13 protein-coding genes are annotated in these 17,607 nt (G+C 40.2%); 7 read left to right on the top strand and 6 right to left on the bottom strand.

The window, feature by feature from the left end:
- Positions 1 to 212 precede the first annotated feature (212 nt).
- Both IQ246_RS00570 and IQ246_RS00565 read left to right on the top strand, forming a co-directional pair.
- A complete protein-coding gene (locus tag IQ246_RS00570) occupies positions 213 to 998 on the top strand; it encodes a PIG-L deacetylase family protein (RefSeq protein WP_193999106.1) in 786 nt (261 codons plus the stop codon).
- Positions 999 to 1,206: 208 nt separating this feature from the next.
- Positions 1,207 to 2,331, top strand: a complete 1,125-nt coding sequence (locus IQ246_RS00565) for a glycosyltransferase family 4 protein (RefSeq protein WP_193999104.1) — start codon at positions 1,207 to 1,209, stop codon at positions 2,329 to 2,331.
- Between the two features lie 37 nt (positions 2,332 to 2,368).
- Here IQ246_RS00565 and IQ246_RS00560 read toward each other — a convergent pair whose 3' ends face one another.
- A complete protein-coding gene (locus IQ246_RS00560; RefSeq protein WP_193999102.1) occupies positions 2,369 to 3,250 on the bottom strand; it encodes an aspartoacylase in 882 nt (293 codons plus the stop codon).
- Between the two features lie 539 nt (positions 3,251 to 3,789).
- Entirely contained in the window at positions 3,790 to 4,506 is a 717-nt protein-coding gene (locus IQ246_RS00555) for a hypothetical protein (RefSeq protein WP_193999100.1), read from the bottom strand.
- A gap of 735 nt (positions 4,507 to 5,241) precedes the next feature.
- On the opposite strand from IQ246_RS00555, the gene IQ246_RS00550 reads away from it, so the two are divergent.
- Both IQ246_RS00550 and IQ246_RS00545 read left to right on the top strand, forming a co-directional pair.
- Entirely contained in the window at positions 5,242 to 5,916 is a 675-nt protein-coding gene (locus tag IQ246_RS00550) for a DUF6875 domain-containing protein (protein WP_193999098.1), read from the top strand.
- 10 nt (positions 5,917 to 5,926) lie between these two features.
- Complete coding sequence (locus IQ246_RS00545) at positions 5,927 to 8,632, top strand: amino acid adenylation domain-containing protein (RefSeq protein ID WP_244141888.1); 2,706 nt, start codon at positions 5,927 to 5,929, stop codon at positions 8,630 to 8,632.
- A gap of 473 nt (positions 8,633 to 9,105) precedes the next feature.
- Here the strand turns inward: IQ246_RS00545 and IQ246_RS00540 are convergent, their stop codons facing one another.
- Positions 9,106 to 9,822 carry a transposase gene (locus IQ246_RS00540; protein ID WP_244141887.1) on the bottom strand — a complete coding sequence of 239 codons (717 nt, stop codon included), beginning with the start codon at positions 9,820 to 9,822 and terminating at the stop codon, positions 9,106 to 9,108.
- 624 nt (positions 9,823 to 10,446) lie between these two features.
- The gene (locus IQ246_RS00530; protein WP_193999096.1) at positions 10,447 to 11,097 is read right to left on the bottom strand and encodes a TetR/AcrR family transcriptional regulator; all 651 of its coding nucleotides are present in this window, start codon (positions 11,095 to 11,097) and stop codon (positions 10,447 to 10,449) included.
- 214 nt (positions 11,098 to 11,311) lie between these two features.
- Between IQ246_RS00530 and IQ246_RS00525 the strand changes: the two genes are divergently transcribed.
- The 3 genes from IQ246_RS00525 (at position 11,312) to IQ246_RS00515 (ending at position 14,680) form a co-directional block, all read left to right on the top strand.
- Positions 11,312 to 12,619 carry an ABC exporter membrane fusion protein gene (locus IQ246_RS00525; RefSeq protein WP_193999094.1) on the top strand — a complete coding sequence of 436 codons (1,308 nt, stop codon included), beginning with the start codon at positions 11,312 to 11,314 and terminating at the stop codon, positions 12,617 to 12,619.
- Positions 12,616 to 13,791 carry an ABC transporter permease DevC gene (gene devC / locus IQ246_RS00520; RefSeq protein ID WP_193999092.1) on the top strand — a complete coding sequence of 392 codons (1,176 nt, stop codon included), beginning with the start codon at positions 12,616 to 12,618 and terminating at the stop codon, positions 13,789 to 13,791. The genes IQ246_RS00525 and devC overlap by 4 nt, the downstream gene beginning before the upstream one ends.
- Positions 13,792 to 13,975: 184 nt before the next feature.
- A complete protein-coding gene (locus IQ246_RS00515; RefSeq protein ID WP_193999090.1) occupies positions 13,976 to 14,680 on the top strand; it encodes a DevA family ABC transporter ATP-binding protein in 705 nt (234 codons plus the stop codon).
- A gap of 85 nt (positions 14,681 to 14,765) precedes the next feature.
- Here the strand turns inward: IQ246_RS00515 and IQ246_RS00510 are convergent, their stop codons facing one another.
- Positions 14,766 to 16,952, bottom strand: a complete 2,187-nt coding sequence (locus IQ246_RS00510; RefSeq protein ID WP_193999088.1) for a CHASE2 domain-containing serine/threonine-protein kinase — start codon at positions 16,950 to 16,952, stop codon at positions 14,766 to 14,768.
- A 98-nt stretch (positions 16,953 to 17,050) separates the two neighbouring features.
- Positions 17,051 to 17,335, bottom strand: coding sequence for a hypothetical protein (locus IQ246_RS00505; protein WP_193999086.1), 285 nt, complete (start codon positions 17,333 to 17,335; stop codon positions 17,051 to 17,053).
- Between the last annotated feature and the right edge of the window lie 272 nt (positions 17,336 to 17,607).

Here is a 17,607-nt window from a genome sequence, read left to right as displayed (position 1 = left end):
ATTAATTAATCAGTTATTTTTTATGTCTAATCTGATAAATTTACATAGATTTTATATAGTGCAAATTATTAATTGCATTATGATAATAATATATTATACAGCAGCTAAAAAGTATTAAATTAATCAAACTAGTTTTTTGAAAAAATGAGATATTTAAGCAAGTATATAAATCAAATACATACCCTCATACTTTACTAAAAACGACAGTAATCATGAATCTCAAAACAAAGCTTCAACTGTTAGAAAAACTAATTCCAAATACATGGCTTTATCAGATGCAGTATATCCATTCCAGCTTACTAGTTCAATGGATTTTACGCTGGGGAAGTAAGCCATTAGTATTTAGCCAAAAATCGGCGATCGTGTTTTCTCCCCACCAAGATGATGAAACGTTTGGCTGTGGTGGGATGATTGCTATGAAACGCGAACATGAGATACCAGTAATAGTTGTTTTTCTGACAGATGGACAAGGGTCGGGTAGTTCAGAGCCAAGTTCTCAAGAAAAAATCAGCCAAATTCGTAAACGAGAAGCGGTTACAGCATTAGGAATTTTGGGAGTAAGTCCTTCAGAAATACACTTTTTGGAAAAACCAGATGGGACTTTGCAAGATTTAAAGAATGAGGAACGGCAACAGATAATTGAACAGATTATTGAACTTCTAAAGTATTATAAATCAGAGGAAGTTTATGTGCCCCATCGCAAAGACTGCCATAAAGATCATGAGGAAACTTATAAATTAATTCAAAAAGCAATTGCTCAATCAGAAATCACAATTGAAGTATTGCAATACCCTATCTGGTTATTATGGAGAGCACCTCTATTTATTATATTGAAGTTGCAGGATATAGCAAAAGCTTACTATCTTCCAATTACATCAGTTAAAGACAAGAAAAACAGAGCGATCGCCTCATATATTTCTCAAACTCAAAGTCTACCTCATGGCTTTATCAAGCAATTTTTAGGGACGCAAGAAATCTTCTTTAAAGCTGAATCTTAGTATCCAAAGCTGATGGGCGTCTAGATCAAATATTCTTGTGGTTAGGCTGTCCAAGATCAAGAGTCCAAAGTCCAAGCTAGCTTTTGACTCTTGACAACCTCAGCGCGAAATATACAAGTTTATTTGCGTAACAGCTTAATTATAGATTGCATTTCTACAGGTGAAACTTATCGATTCGCTACAAATAACCGCTGTGGAGAACATATAAATGCGTATATTACATATTACAAATCATATCCAAAAAATTGGTAATGGTATTGTGAATGTGGCCGTAGACTTGGCATGTTTGCAATCAAAAGACGGTCATGATGTTGCTGTAGCGTCTGCTGGGGGAGAATATAAAGCATTACTAGAATCTCATGGTGTCACCCACTTTCAACTAGATCAGTCACGAACACCGCTGAATCTGATTAAAGCTGCTTGGCGTTATCAGGAGATAGTAAAAAAGTTTCAGCCGGATATAGTCCATGCACACATGATGACAGGAGTTGTGCTAGCAGGAGTACTTAGAAGGCGTTGTGAATATGGTTTGGTTTCTACTGTACACAATGAATTTCAGCGTAGTGCGGTACTGATGGGATTAGCAGACCGGGTAATTGCAGTTAGTCATGCGGTAGCTGATTCTATGGTACAGCGTCGTATACCTAAGAGCAAATTACGAGTAGTCTCCAATGGCACATTAGACAGTCCCAGGCATAAGAGTATTAAAGATTACCAGCCACTACCATTGTACCGTCCAGCGATCGCTACAGTAGCAGGGATGTATTCTCGTAAAGGTATTGTTGAGTTAATTGAAGCCTTCGTCAAAATTGCGGCAGACTTTCCACAAGTACATCTATATTTAATAGGAGATGGGCCAGAACGCTCTATGTTTGAGGCGATGGTGCAAAAAATACCTTTTCGCTGCGGCGAACTGCGCCAACGCATTCATTTTGAAGGTTTCCAGCCAGAGCCACAACGTTATATGCTAGCCACTGATATCTTTGTTCTAGCTTCACACCACGAATCTTTTGGCTTGGTGCTAACAGAAGCGCGGGAAGCAGGCTGTGCAATTATTGCCAGTGATGTAGATGGCATTCCTGAGACTTTAGATAATCGAGAGGCTGGTCTTTTGGTGCCACCTAAAGATAGCCTAACTTTAGCAGATGCTTTGGTGCAATTGCTCAGCGACCCCAAACAGATGCACAAGTGGAAATCCCGCGCCAAACAAAACCTAGAACGGTTTAGCGCCAAGCGGGTGAGTAAGGAAACACTAGCTGTATACGGTGAATTAATCACGAACTACCTTGAAAACAGGATAGTAAAAATAGCAGCAGTTTTAGTTAGTAAATAGATTGCGATCGCTGCCGGATTGTTGTAACTTATAAGCATTAATAATCATCAAGCAACTGCTTCTGAGTTAAATGCATAGCAATTCCTTTCTCATAGTAAGCTGCTTCATTGATGAATATGGGATAAACAGTGGACACTCCCTCATAGAGAATATCCTTTCCTTCAAAAGTCAGAAATATTGGATCACCTGGATTCAGAGGTTCATAATCTCTAAATTGAAGCTGGGGATGAATCATGGCTTGAATTTCACCGCGTTCATTTCTCGGATAATCGATAACTCCAGTGTATTGATAAATTGTAAGCGTGCTATTTTTCTGCGGAATTTTGCCTAGATTGCATCCTTCAAAATAGTCCAAAACTGCATAAATCAGCTGCTCTGTTTGTTGAAATAATTCAGCATCTAAAACACCTTGAGGTACAGCACCAACTTCTATCACAAAACCCAATTCGCACATCGAACGAAGAAAGCCACTTCTTCTAGTTTGTTGATGAAAATAGACTTTTACTAAAGGATTTATCGAACTCAGATGAGCTGCTAACTGTAGTAATAAAGGATGCATATTACTCAAAAGAAGGCTTAAACCCATGTTGGCAGTTGTAGTGTGCAAATCAACAATTACATCTACGAAAGGCTGATTTTGTGGGTGTAGTATTTGTTGAATTTCTTTCGCTCGTATATCTTCATAACTTGATAGTGACGAACTTTGTAAGCCCTGATTAGTGAAGCAACGATTTAAATCCTTGTCAATGTATCGTCTACCTTTTTCAATAGCTTTAGGATTGCCGAATAATACCAATGTTTCAAAACTCGATCTCTTAATTAAATTCGGATACTGCTGAAACTTCTTGACTAAATATACTCCTATTAATTCATTACCGTGACTTCCTCCAACAATCGCAGCTCGGTTGATTTTAGTCATAATAACCTCATATAGTAATCCGATTTGATTCGTGAACTGACTTGTAGAGATAGGGAATTGGGGATAGGGAATGGGGCATGGGGAAGAAGTAATAAAGGTGTACTGAATTTTTTTTTAAATCAAATATTAGTCCTATATATGAAAAATTTATCAGAAATGTGATACTAATGCATAACTGCACAGGGGTATGTGTCGGTGCTAAAAAGTTCTCAGATGATGTGAGTTTAGATCAAATATTCTCGCGCTTAGACTGTCCCAGTTTAAGAGTTAAAAGTCCAAGCTAGCTTTTGACTGTGGACTTTTGACTCTTGACAACCTCAGCGCGAAATATACAAGTTTATTTGCGTAACAGCTTATCACTCTTTAATATGTTGTAATTGGAAAACTTTAATTTACTAAGGTGGATTTATATGATGAAATAGGTCTGTAACTTGGTTTATTTTTGCAATAAACATGGAGTCTTTTCACTGCTTAGAGGTTTACTTTCTGCCTTTAAATTAATGTAATTAACCGGAAGTTGATCAATAAAGGGAATAAACTTAAGCACCAAAACTTTGCTTCATCTCGAAAAGCAGATTTGCTATGGACTCCCCGCGAATAATAGAACCATGCATTGTTGCAAGATATTTAATGGGTAACTTTTCTACAGCCTCAATTCCCTGAGTGAAACTTTTACCTTCACACATGAACCCAACTTTTTGCTGAAACTTGATGATGGATTCTGTAAGATCTTTATCGGTAACAGGCTCATCAAATTGACCTGGATGAGCTGCGAGATCAGAACAAAAAAGGATCTCTTCTTGCGGCTGATAAAATACGCAGCTCTCCCATCCATGAGGAAAATGGGGAGTCTCGATCAGTATTATCTCTCTTTTGCCTAAGGAAAGAGCTTTATTCTTCTTAAGAACAGTTGTCGGCCTCAATGCAAAATCATCTATGTTCGATTGATTGAGACGACTCACGATTGTTTCTGCTTGCGGAGCTGCTTCAAGCCACCGATTAAGGGAGCCGCATTCGTCAGCCTCAAGGTGAGAGAAAGCAATGTATCGAAGCTTTGAAGCATCGCACACAGACGAAACAAGCTCATAAATTTGGTCAAACCATTCTGCTCGACCCGTATGAATGAGTATAGGGCATTCATCAAGGATGAGGAACTGGCTAAAAATAAATTTTTTATCGTTTGAGACAGAAAGCTTATATATACCAGGAACTATCTCATCTATCCGTGTGAACTTCGCCTTGAAACGTGTAAACATACTTTCTTCTTCAGGTACACAAAAAAGATACGTACTTTTTTATTGTCGAATTAATAATGGTCGAGATTCATTAGCCAGAAACAATTAGAGCTATTTTTTAATGCAACTACCTCCTAAAACTAAACAACTACTTAGATAGTTATAGATAAAATTAAATACCAATTCATATCAATAACTCTCCAAATTATATGTCTTTGGGAACAAGACTAGAACTAAATAAGTTTGATTTAATCAGTCTAACCAATTACATAATAATCAATATTCACCACTAAAGTATCGATTCAGCAATAGCAAAAACCCGATTCGTTTTCAGTAAAATGACCAATTTTCGTTGACTGTATAGATGTGGCATGACGCGTCTCTAGGAAAGAATCAATTTTCTAGGTAATTGGTTGTCGTTTGACCATGAAATCTCTACTAAAACTTCACAATGCCAATAAGTACTTATACATAAAGTTCATATTTTTTTTGTTATGAATATTAGGTGCTCACCTCTACAATAATGTCAAATTTCTTAGAAACTTAATAATGATTAGTTTATGCTATGGGATTCCTATTTGATTTTTGAAAGAACTGCGTACACCTCTAACTCCTTTTTTTCCCATTCCCTATCCCCTATCCCCCATTCCCTGTCTCTACAAGTCAGTTCACGAATCAAATCAGATTACTATAACTATGCTTATAAAGTTAATCTGGAATTAGACATCACATAATTAATACATTGGTATCAACATAATGCAACTTTATACATCTATTGAAATTGAACAAATTCAAAAGGATATTTCCTACTTAAGTGAAATCATGGAGTGGGTTAAAAGTTTTTTAGGAAGGCATCATCCTGATTTGGGGAGGCCTGGCCCAGTTTGCCCTTTTGTGCCTTACGCTCTCAAATCAAACAATATTCAAATGGCGGTTATTCGCACAAACAACTTAGATTCACAGCAATTAGAAGATATTGTTAAACGTTACCGAGATATTTTCCTGGAGATAGCTTCACAAGATAAAGGATTAGCCATATACATGGCATTTTTACTTATTTTCCCTGATATCCAGATCCAGGAAACTTCTAAACTAATTGATGGGATTCAAGAAAAACTTAAACCTTTGTTTGTCGAGTCAGGACTAATGATTGGGGAGTTTCACAAGCGCAATGAAAGTTCTGGACTGCACAACCCAAACTTCCGTCCGCTTCGTAGCCCCGTTCCCTTACTGGCTATCCGTTTTATGGTTGAATCTGATCTGCCTTTTCTTCAGAGTCCAGATAGCCCACACTTACGTATTAGGTATCTCGAAGCTTATTTAAAGCATTTTGCTCATCAGCATATAGATAAAACAAAGTTAAACGAAGTTTATCAAGCATTAACATTAGCTAAAGAACAAGTTAAAGAAGAAACTTTAGTAAAGTATTGACATATATAAAATGAGTATTAATATTAGGAACTCAGAACATAAGCAAGACATTGAGTTAAATACCTTGACTCACTTCATCGGCGGTCAAGTTCTACAAGAATGGCATCACACTCAAACATTTGATATCCAGAATCTGTGCATTCATCAAATGTTTGAGCTTCAGGTAGAGCGATCGCCTGACACAATCGCTGTAGTATTTGAAAACACCCAACTTACTTATCGGCAGTTAAACCAACGGGCAAATCAGCTAGCCCATCACCTACGTACCTTGGGCGTTAAACCAGAGGTACTTGTTGGTATCTGTCTAGAGCGCTCTTTAGAAATGATCGTCGGACTGTTGGGAATTCTCAAGGCTGGAGGAGCGTATGTACCTTTAGATCCGGCATATCCAAAAGACCGCTTAGCCTTTATCTTAGAGGACACTCAAATACCAGTGATGCTGACCACACAGCGACTGGTAAACAGTCTACCTACTCATGAAACTAGAACGCAAGTCGTTTGTCTAGATTCAGATTGGGAAATCACCCAGAATAGCCAAGATAATCTGTTCTGTAATGCCACACCTGATAACCTAATCTACACGATTTACACTTCTGGTTCTACAGGAAAGCCCAAAGGTGTCATGATTCCTCACCGTGGAATCTACAACCAACTGCAATGGCGGCAAACAACCTTTAGATTAACTCCAGCAGACAAAGTTTTACAGACTATTTCTTTTAGCTTCGACCCTTCGGTGTGGCAGATATTTTGGCCGTTGTGCTTCGGAGCGCAATTGATTATGGCTCGTCCTGGTGGGCATCAGGATACCGCATACCTCGTTAAACTAATTACCGAACAGCAAATCACCGTCATTGGTTTAGTACCTTCAATACTCCGTGTATTACTAGATGAGCAGGGAATTGAGAATTGTCAATCACTCAAACACATTACCTGTGGTGGTGAAGCTTTACCTGTCGAACTCATAGAGCGTTTCTTTACCAAATTGAACTTGGACAATGTTCTATATAATTGCTATGGCCCGACAGAAGCTTCCATTGATGCCACTTTCTGGAGATGTCAGCGCGGCAAAAATTATATCCTTGCTCCCATTGGTTGTCCCGTTACCAATACACAGATTTATATCCTGAATAAGGATTTACAGCCTGTGCCTGTTGGTGAATCTGGGGAATTGTATATTGGTGGTGCTGGACTGGCTCGCGGCTACCTCAAACGTCCTGACTTGACTAAAGAGAAATTTATTCTCAACCCTTTCAGCAAAGAGCCAGGAACACAACTGTATAAAACTGGCGATTTAGCTCGTTACCTCGATGATGGCAATATTGAGTATATTGGTCGCCTTGACTCCCAGATCAAAATCCGAGGCTTCCGCGTCGAACTAGGCGAAATTGAGGCAGTACTATCTCAACACCCATCTGTGGAGCAGTCTGTAGTAACAGTGCGGGAAGATGTCCCTGGTGATAAGCGTCTAGTAGCTTATGTTGTTCTTGACTCTGAGCAGACAGCCATTATTGATAGACTACGGCACTTTCTCAAACAAAGATTGCCTGACTATATGGTTCCTTCAGCTTTTGTGATGTTGGAAGCTTTGCCAATGACACCTAACGGCAAGGTAGACCGGCGTTCTCTACCAGAACCCCCTCAAACCAGACAAGAAGCAGAAGCGATTATAGCTCCTCGCGATCATGTAGAACTCCAATTAGCAAAGATTTGGGAAAAAGTTCTGGGTATTCAGCCTATTGGCATCAGGGATAACTTCTTTGATTTAGGAGGAAACTCTCTGTTAGCTTTGCGCCTAGTTGCACAAGTGGAGAAAGCTTTTAAGAAAAATTTGCCCCTAGCTACGTTTTTCCAAAATCCCACTATTGAGCAACTAGCTAAAATTCTGTGCCAATCAGGATTACCGACATCTTTGTCCTACTTAGTACCGATTCAACCCAATGGTTCCAAACCACCTTTATTCTTATGTCAAGGTGTTAGCTTATATCAACCTCTAATTTCTTATTTAGGTTTAGACCAACCTGTTTATGGCTTGATAGCAGAGGATGGACAAGGAAGGCCAGTTTATTTAAATCGAATCGAGGAATTAGCAGCTCACTACATTGAAGAAATAAAAACTCTCCAACCTGAAGGCCCTTATCTTTTGGGAGGCTTATCTTTTGGAGGAGTTATAGCATTTGAAGTAGCTCAGCAATTGCTCTCACAAGGTGAGCAGGTAGCTTTGTTAGCTTTGTTTGATTCTTCTTTACCAGGGACCCAAAAAGTGTTGCCAGCGCCAATATCCAAGAGACTCTCACATCACTTGAATCAGTTTTTACAAGTTGGCCCTACTTATTTTTTAGAAATGCTCAAGCGGAAGATGAGCATTTATTATGGAAAAATTGCCTTAAAAAATGAGTTTTTTAGGATTAAAAATCTCGAACATTTAGTTAGGCGAGAGGCATACAACCAAGGAGTAAAAAAATATTCAATAAACTACGTACCGCAAATTTATCCCGACCGTGTAACCCTGTTCAAAGCTACTGAAAAGGATGTTACTAGTATTGTTGAGGTAGAGGTTGAGCCTGGACTAGGTTGGACTAAATTGGCGGCTGGAGGATTAGATATCCATGATATTCCTGGTGATCATCATGGCATTTTGAAAGACCCTAACGTCCAGTTGTTGGCTGAAAAATTGCGGCTCTCGATAGACAAGAGCATAAAAAGTTCTGACTGCTAAGTAGACTTATATCTTGAAAAGTTTTGCGCTCCTGTTACCCGGACGCCCAAATTTTTCGCTATTTTCATCTGTGGTTTTAAATAAAAAATTAGGATTTTTGCAAGATTTCTAGTGAATTTTCTATCTACTAGAACACCGATTCAGTATTCAAGAAAGGGGCGATAAAAACCGATTTGTTCGTAGAGACGTTGCATTGCAACGTCTCTACAGTCAACGAAAATTGGTCGTTTTACCGAAGATAGATCGGGTTTTTGCAATTACTGAATCGATGCTCTAGGACTTACGCAAAAATTGCTAAAAAGCTTAATAGACTCGTCCGAAAATTTGCAACACGCTCTGAGTCTGGTTTTGTCCAGTGTTAAGTATTAACCAAAACCAACGTAATAATTAGGGTTAGAGATAGTTACTGATAGCAACTATCTGTAAATATGCTGGAAACTAATTCATGGCAGATTTCATGTTTACAACACGTATTAAAATGGTAAAATTAATGCACCAATTCTTAGTCTCACCAATCCACAAATAGTAAGAATCACCTGATCATAAGTCCGAGAATTAAGTGGAAATCTTTGTCGGGCAATTGGGAAGATTTTGACAAGTCTAATTACGTGTTCAACAAAGATGCGTTTACTAGAAAACTCTTTATTTTCTGCTTTTTGCTTTGCAGTTAATTCTCTGTTACGTGGCTTCTTGTAAGGAGTCTTTATATTCTCTCCTCCTTGATACGCTTTATCTCCTTCAAACATTTGTAAGGATTCAAACTTTTCTTGTTGCTCTCGAAACAAGCTAATATCACTGGTTGGTCCTTTTTCTCCCACCTCTACATCTACAATATCTTTTCCTTCTGGTAAGGTAATAAATTGGTTTTTAAATGTGTGCTGTTTCTTCTTACCGGAAAAATACTCTTTCTGTTCTTGATTGTCGCAAGGGCGTTCCCGTGGCTGTTCCATACTGTCCACGATTAATTTAAATTCCTTCAATAATTCTATTGCGATCGCATAATCACTATCATTTTTTTCAACTTGTTCGAGCAGACTGGCTGGTAATATTTTTCGTAGGATTCCAAGCCAGTAATGAAATGTATCGTTAGCCTCAGTTTTGGAAATTCCAAATTGTAACCCTAAAACCTCGAATGTTGGCATTTGTCTTAAATAAAATAGACATAAACAGACTTCTTCGGAAATCTCCAATTTCGGCTTCCGGCCTCCTCCTTTCTCATTTAGCATACTGCCAAGAAATAAATGCCCAGCCGTCAAACAAGCGATCCTCAACACCCACGAATAATTTCAACACACGGCTGGGCATTTATTTTTATGGATCACTCTTATACGTACCTTCTGAGGTTCTATCTCTGATTGAAGTAAGTTATGATGCATTTCGGCAATGTTCAACAAATTATGAAACTGGTCATTGGTTATTCCCAAAATTTGTTTTGTTCGCTGCGGATATTCTTGAATATAATGAAGTGGATTTTTCATTTTGGTAGACGGTCAAAAACCCGTTCTACCATTTTTTTGACCCCTAGTTAATATTCCGGACGTGTCTAAAGGATGCTACGTCTTTTGATAACGATGACCGTAGATCCTCTATATGCCAATTCAGACGAGCATCCTGTGTTGCGACAACATTCGCCAGCCATGAACGCCAACTCTCAACATCTAGCCCTCTACTCCGGAGTGTCCCGCTTCCTTCTTGATGCTGGCTAAAGGGGCCAACATATAGCCCGTCAAACTCTAGTACTGAAACGCAAAAGTCGATTAGTGGGTTAAAGCTATAATTAAAGCCCCACGGAGATTCTGTTCCTAAAGGAATCATTACCCCTGCCCTTGTTGAGTGAGTGAAGACTGTGACTCGGCAGCATTAACAATCAAGTGTATCAAAGCATCAATTAGGCGATCGCTTTCCATCGGAATAATATCTTTGCCATGCATCACATCCTGAGTAATATGAAAATAAACTAATGTCCCTAAAAGAATCCTCGCTGTTGCCTCTGGGTCAGTTATATTCAGTTCAGGATGAGCAGCTAAGTACTGACTGAGGGTTTCCAACAAGGGTTTAACCATCGCCCGAACACAAATCTGAGTTAACTCAGGAAAACGACCAGATTCACCGATTAACACTCGCATAAATGCACAATGTTCTTGGTCTTTAGTCATCTGCTCCAATGCGTTGGTTGCTGATTGGCGCAGTACAATTAGTGGTTCTCCCTCAAGGGGTTCGGTTCCAAAGATTAACTGGAACTTTTTGCGTGCTAGCTGCTCTATTAGCGCTTTAAATAATCCTTCTTTATCTTGAAAGTGGCTGTAGACTGTCGCTTTAGAAACACCCGCTGCTACTGCTACCCGATCCATACTTGTGCCAGAGTAGCCTTGTTTGAGAAACTCCTGCATTGCCCCTTGCAGAATTTGTTCCACTTTATCAACGGAATTGTCTCGGTCAACTTCGCCAACTTTGATCTGTGCCATTTATTAATTATCCTCTTCTATAAATAATTTTAATAGATGTTGGAAAGTACTCTACGCGATGAATCCCAATTGGGATAAGCATTCTGGGAGATAATTCCAGGCAAATTTAATCGGTGTAGCTTTAGCTGCATTCGCTTGACTAAACTAGTCAGTTTAGTTTAGCATATAATAAACTGAACGGTTTAGTTCGAGCTACTAGTAAGAGGGGAATACTATGGCGCAAAACCGGAAGATAGAAACTTTAAAGTCTTCCCAGAATTTTTTCCGATCGCATATTTGGTTAGTAATAATTGCATCTTTAGCTGTAGGCGGAGCTAGTGTTTACACGGTGCTACAGTTTCAGGCGAAGGCTAATCAGAAGCAAGAAGCGCCAGTAGCCGTTCAACCAGTAGTAAAAACAGTCACAGCATTAGGTCGGTTAGAACCAAACGAAGAGGTCATAAAACTTTCTGCACCTTCTTCTAATGAAGGGAATCTAGTGGAAAAACTGTTAGTAAAAGAAGGCGATCGCGTCAAAGCTGGGCAAGTAATTGCGATTATGGATAGTCGCGATCGCCTCCGAGCAAGTTTGGGTGAAGCACAACAACAAGTTCAAGTTGCCAAATCTCGCCTTGAACAAGTCAAAGCGGGAGCAAAACAGGGAGAAATTGGAGCGCGACAGGCGACTATCAAACGTCTGCAAGTTGAACTAGAGGGAAACATTAAAACTCAGCAAGCCACAATTAATCGCCTAGAAGCGGAACTGCAAGGACAAAAACAGCAGCTAGAAGCAACAGTGGCTCGCGTCGCCGCCCAGAGACAAAACGCCCAAGCAGACTTTCAACGCTACGAGACTTTATACAAAGATGGGGCAATTTCCAGTCAGGAAGTTGATAGCAGACGTCTAAGTGCAGAAACATCCTCTCAGCAGTTAATCGAAAGCCAAGCCACCAAAGCCAGAACTATAGCCACTCTAGAACAGCAGCTTAACGAAGCCAAAGCCAACAAAGACCAAACTCTTGCCAGTTTGCAACAGCAAATTAACGAAGCCAAAGCTACCCTGAATCAAACAACTGAGATCCGTCCCACGGATATAGCAAACGCACAAGCAGAAGTAGACAGCGCTCAAGCCACCGTGGAAAAAATTAAAGCGCAACTTCAGCAAGCATACATCCACGCTCCCAAAGCCGGGCAAATTTTAAAGATTAATACACGAGCCGGAGAAACCGTTAGTGAAGAGGGAATTGTCGATTTAGGTCAAACCGATCAGATGTATGCAGTGGCAGAAGTATACCAAAGTGATATTCACAAAGTACGTCAGGGACAGTCGGTACGGATAAGTAGCAATTCTCTACCCAACGAATTAATGGGAAGGGTGGATTGGATTGGTATGCAAGTACAGCGGCAAAATTTAATCAACAGTGATCCCTCTAGCAATATTGATGCCAGAGTAGTGGAAGTCCATGTACAACTGAATAAACTATCTAGCGAGAAAGCTTCTAATTTAACAAATCTGCAAGTCAAGGCGGTAATTGAACTGTGATTGGATTTATTCAGCAATTACGACAACGAACCCCCCTTGGTTGGCTGCAACTGAGTCACGAAAGGGGTCGTCTCTTGGTAGCATTGTCAGGCATTGCCTTCGCTGATGTCTTAATGTTTATGCAGTTAGGGTTTCAATCTGCTCTGTTTGAAAGTAACACCATGTTGCATCGCAGTATGCAGGGTGACATGTTTATGATCAGTCCCCAAGCGCGTAACCTGGCAAATATGTCCACCTTTGCAAGGCGGCGACTGTATCAAGCAATGGATGTACCAGGGATAAAGTCGGCGGAAGCCATTTATGTCAACTTTATCGATTGGAAGAATCCCCAAACACACCAAAAGACAACAATATTAGTTATGGGGTTCAATCCTGATCAGCAAGTGTTTAACTTAGCTGATGTGAACCGCCAGAAAGATCTTGTGAAGTTACCAGATACCGTTCTGTTTGATCGCGCTTCTAGGGGAGATTATAAAGAAGTGATCGCCCAAATTGAACAAGGAAAACCCGTTACAACTGAAATTGACCGCCGGACGATTACCATTGGCGGCTTATTTCCAGTTGGGGCTTCCTTTATTGCCGATGGTAACTTAATCACCAGCGACCAAAACTTTTTGCGACTATTTCCTAGGCGCGAAGCCAGCAGTGTCAGTCTTGGTTTGGTTAATTTGCAACCAGGCTATGATCCCAAGCAGATCAAAGCAAATTTAAAAGCTTATTTAGGTGATGATGTCAAAATATTGACCCGCGAAGAATTTATTGAATTTGAAAAAGATTATTGGAAAAAAAATACTGCCATCGGGTTTATTTTCAGTCTGGGTGTAACCATGGGTTTTTTAGTAGGCGTGATTATCGTCTATCAAGTTCTTTCTACAGATGTGAATGCCCATCTCAAAGAATACGCCACCTTCAAAGCAATGGGGTATAATAATTTCTACTTACTAAGTGTGGTGTTTGAAGAAGCGATAATTTTGGCAGTACTGGGTTTTATACCAGGAGTAATTGTGCCCTTTGGACTTTATCATCTAACTCGTAATGCCACTAATCTGCCACTTTACATGACCTTAGCGCGAGCCATTACAGTGTTAGTGCTGACTATGATTATGTGTATAATTTCGGGTGCGATCGCCACGCGTAAACTTCAATCTGCTGACCCCGCAGATATGTTTTAAAATTGTCATTTGTCATTTGTCGTTTGTTACTACTAAGGATTAAGGATAAATGACCGACAATTCCGAACATGGTACAGAGCGAGCAGATTTATCTGTGGAATCAATCCAAAATCCGTCTTGAAAAGTTTGCTAGGTCGGGAAACCCTCCTTACAACCTTTCGCCCAATTCAAAATTTAAAATTGAATGACTAGCGAACCCGTTATCTCTATTAAAAATCTCGACCACTACTTTGGTCAAGGTCAACTTCGTAAACAAGTTCTGTTTGATATCAACCTGGAGATTAATGCTGGCGAAATTATCATTATGACTGGGCCGTCTGGTTCTGGTAAAACTACACTTCTCACCTTAGTGGGTGGGTTGCGTTCTGCTCAATCCGGCAGTTTGCAGATATTGGGACAAGAACTTTGTGGCGCTAGTGCAGCACAACTTACTCAAGCGCGACGCAGTAACGGTTATATTTTCCAAGCGCACAATCTACACGGTAGCCTGACAGCCCTTCAAAACGTCAAAATGGGCTTGGAACTGCACAATAATATGTCTTCGCTACAAATGAAAGCCCAATCAGCGCAAATGTTGGAAGAGGTAGGATTAGGGGATCGGCTCAATTACTATCCTGATGATTTATCGGGGGGACAAAAACAAAGGGTAGCGATCGCCCGCGCCTTAGTAAGTCATCCTAAAATTGTTCTAGCGGATGAACCCACCGCCGCCCTTGATAGTAAATCGGGTCGCGATGTGGTCAACCTCATGCAACAATTGGCTAAAGAACAAGGCTGTACTATTCTTTTAGTGACTCATGACAACCGCATTTTAGACATTGCTGATCGCATCGTCCACATGGAAGATGGCAAGCTAGTAAATGACCGGGCTGTTGTCTCAGCAGTTTAGGCGAACAGAGTAGAGACGTTGCATTGCAACGTCTCTACTACATGGTCTATCTGTCACATTCTTTTGCCCCAGGGCGAATTACGAATTATTTTAAATCCTGTAAAACTGCGGCGGCTGATTGATAGCGATCGCTAAAATTGTAGCAAACCATCTTATCTAAAATTACTGCTAATTCTTCGCTGACTTGCTCTTGTCGCCACATCACATTACCCGTTTGTGGATCTGGTTGAAGTTCCTGCGGTAGTATTCCAGTAATTGCTTGAATGCCAATCATTCCTAAAGCGTAAATGTCACTGCACAAGCGGGGATGTCCGACAAATTGTTCTGGTGGCGTATAACCTCGCGTTCCAATGGCTACCGTTGCTAATTCTGTTTGCTCACTTGGTGGTTGCATCAATTTGACTGCACCAAAGTCAATCAGTACTAGCCGATTATCTTGAGCGCGTCTAATAATATTAGTCGGTTTGATATCTCGATGAATCACTCGATGTTGGTGAACAAATGCCAGAACTTCTAAAACTCCTTTGAGCATATCAATCACAAAGGATTCGTTTTTTACGTTCTGCACAGGTGGTAATTCCTCACTCAAAGTATGTCCTTGAATATATTCTTCAACTAAATAGAATTCTTGGTTATCTTCAAAATAGGCAAGTAGTTCTGGAATTTGATGATGTCTACCTAAAACTTCTAAAATTTCAGCTTCGGTATTAAATAATCTGCGAGCAACTTGCAAAAATTTTGGATCTTGGCGGGCTGGCATTAACTTTTTAACTACACAAACAGGATTACCCGGTCGTTGAGTATCTTTTGCTAAATAAACGCGACCAAATCCACCTGTACCGATAATTTTGGAGATTTTATAGCGTCGATTCAAAAGGAAGTCATCAGCGCTTTGTTCTGGTGTATCAATTGTGGGAATCAGGTCAAGTTGTGAGTCGGGAATTGCTGTTTTGTCTTCTAAAAGTATATTTAATTGCGCGATCGCTTCTTGTTGCTGTTCAACTTGCAGAATAATCAGCTGAGTTTGCTGCTGAGTTCGGTAGCTAGTATAAGCCATAACGGTTGCACTACTGACGATGAAGGCGATCGCAGGCGGAATAATCGGTATCCATCCAGCTTGGAAAAACAAAACAACGCAGATTACCACCAAGATAATTAGGGTTGCACCTCCCACCATCAGCAGCAGCAAAGGATGTTGTAAGCGCCATGCTAAAGCACTACCCACCAATGACCAGCCCCATACCCAAACCAATTCAGCCCAGTCTGGCCAGTACCAAATTAGAGGTCGCTGATCCAGCACTGTACTGATGATCTGACTAGCTATTTGTGCATGAATAAATAAAGCAGGCATTCTTGCTGGTTGATCTGGTAAAGCGCTGTAGGGCGTATAGAAGCCAGGTGGAGGAAGACTTGCTACCGTAGTGCCGATAATTACAAGACGGTCTTTGATTAAACTGGGATTTACTTGATTATCTAAGACTTGCGTGAGGGTTACTTGGTCGGCGAGGTGATCGGGATGACGGTAATTTAACAGTATTTGATAGCCAGCCGCATCTAGATGTTGATAGCTACCAGAATTAGCTTCTAGGCGGGGAAAAAGAGTTTTACCTAACTGAAAAGTTCCTTCGGGAGTGAAGTTATACTTAATGCCTTGTTTATTCAGATAATTAATAGCAATTAAAGAACCAAATGAAAATGATGTTGTACATTTGTTGTCTGTAGAATTAGCAAATAACAAACCACGACGGAGAATTTGATCATTCTCGTTGTCGGTAATTACATCGCTAAACCCTACACTATCTGTAGGGAAATTGGGTGGCGGCGGAATTTCATCTCTACCTTTGCTGCTAAACAAGCAGGTGCTGATGATATGAACTTGATTTTGCAGATTAGCCGCTAAATTTTTCTGATCTGGACGAAAAAGATATAAACCAATGACACGCGGTTGATATAACTCTAGTTTTTTTAACAACTGATTAATTCTGCGATCTGAGATATTCCATTTCTCTGGTTCTAGATCCTCTTCAGTAATTTTTACCAGCAAGATCCGCTTATCGGGTGCTTTCGTCGGACGCGATCGCAACATTTGATCATAAACTATTAACTCCCACGGCTGCATCCATTTGAGTTCACGAACTCCCCAGATAAAGGCAGTGACTACCACACTGGTAACTAGGATAATTTGCAGCCAGTTATCCCTAGGGGAAGTTTCACGGGAACCTTGATCTGTTACGAACGCGGTACGGAGTTTTTCTAATAGTCCACTAATCACGGCGTTGCGGCGGTAGCCTGAATTGGGTAAATGCTCTCATTTAATTTAGCAATTTACTTGCCGTTTCGAGGCGATCGCTCATTGGCTTATCATTACCCTTAATCATTTGTTTCAGATGCTTGAACATCTTCAACTAGACTAGGAATTGCGAAAGAAATAGGGTCGGTGGATTGAGTTGGTAAATCTAACTGGGGTTGTTCGGGTGATGCTTGGATACTTGTATCACCGGAATAGGAGCCAATAATCTTGTCGTAGTTAGAAGCAACGGCTAAAAAAGCCCCACCCAAAATATAGATGGGTAATGGTAGATTAAATTCTTGCAACCAGTCAAACAGTTCTGCTAAGGCAAACAGTACCAAAAAGCAGGCAAGCCAAACCCTCATCTTTTCATCCCCTGCATTGAAACATCTCTATAGTAGGGTAAATAGCTTGCATGATACTTGAATATGTAACCTAACCACAATGTTAGCAGTATACAATCAAGGAGCGATCGCACCAAAATTGAGCGCTGAAAACACAGTAGAGGCTACTGCTAAAAATCTCTAAGGTAAAGTACCAGAAGTTGTTGTCAACCAATTGACAATCCACGAGAGAAAACTGAAGTCCAAATTATTCACACTACGGAAAATATTAAAGATGAATTTAATAAGGTTAT

The organism is aff. Roholtiella sp. LEGE 12411 (assembly GCF_015206995.1).
GTDB lineage: Bacteria > Cyanobacteriota > Cyanobacteriia > Cyanobacteriales > Nostocaceae > Komarekiella.
The sequence above is the reverse complement of the archived record's forward strand: the minus strand, read 5'-3'. Positions and strand labels throughout refer to the sequence as shown.

What these genes read in the sequence shown, in the direction of transcription:
- IQ246_RS00530 (WP_193999096.1), bottom strand. Translation starts at nt 11,097, where the DNA reads ATGGCACAGATCAAAGTTGGCGAAGTTGACCGAGACAATTCCGTTGAT.
- IQ246_RS00525 (WP_193999094.1), top strand. Translation starts at nt 11,312, where the DNA reads ATGGCGCAAAACCGGAAGATAGAAACTTTAAAGTCTTCCCAGAATTTT.
- IQ246_RS00565 (WP_193999104.1), top strand. Translation starts at nt 1,207, where the DNA reads ATGCGTATATTACATATTACAAATCATATCCAAAAAATTGGTAATGGT.
- IQ246_RS00545 (WP_244141888.1), top strand. Translation starts at nt 5,927, where the DNA reads ATGAGTATTAATATTAGGAACTCAGAACATAAGCAAGACATTGAGTTA.
- IQ246_RS00505 (WP_193999086.1), bottom strand. Translation starts at nt 17,335, where the DNA reads ATGAGGGTTTGGCTTGCCTGCTTTTTGGTACTGTTTGCCTTAGCAGAA.
- IQ246_RS00555 (WP_193999100.1), bottom strand. Translation starts at nt 4,506, where the DNA reads ATGTTTACACGTTTCAAGGCGAAGTTCACACGGATAGATGAGATAGTT.
- IQ246_RS00570 (WP_193999106.1), top strand. Translation starts at nt 213, where the DNA reads ATGAATCTCAAAACAAAGCTTCAACTGTTAGAAAAACTAATTCCAAAT.
- IQ246_RS00550 (WP_193999098.1), top strand. Translation starts at nt 5,242, where the DNA reads ATGCAACTTTATACATCTATTGAAATTGAACAAATTCAAAAGGATATT.
- IQ246_RS00560 (WP_193999102.1), bottom strand. Translation starts at nt 3,250, where the DNA reads ATGACTAAAATCAACCGAGCTGCGATTGTTGGAGGAAGTCACGGTAAT.
- IQ246_RS00515 (WP_193999090.1), top strand. Translation starts at nt 13,976, where the DNA reads ATGACTAGCGAACCCGTTATCTCTATTAAAAATCTCGACCACTACTTT.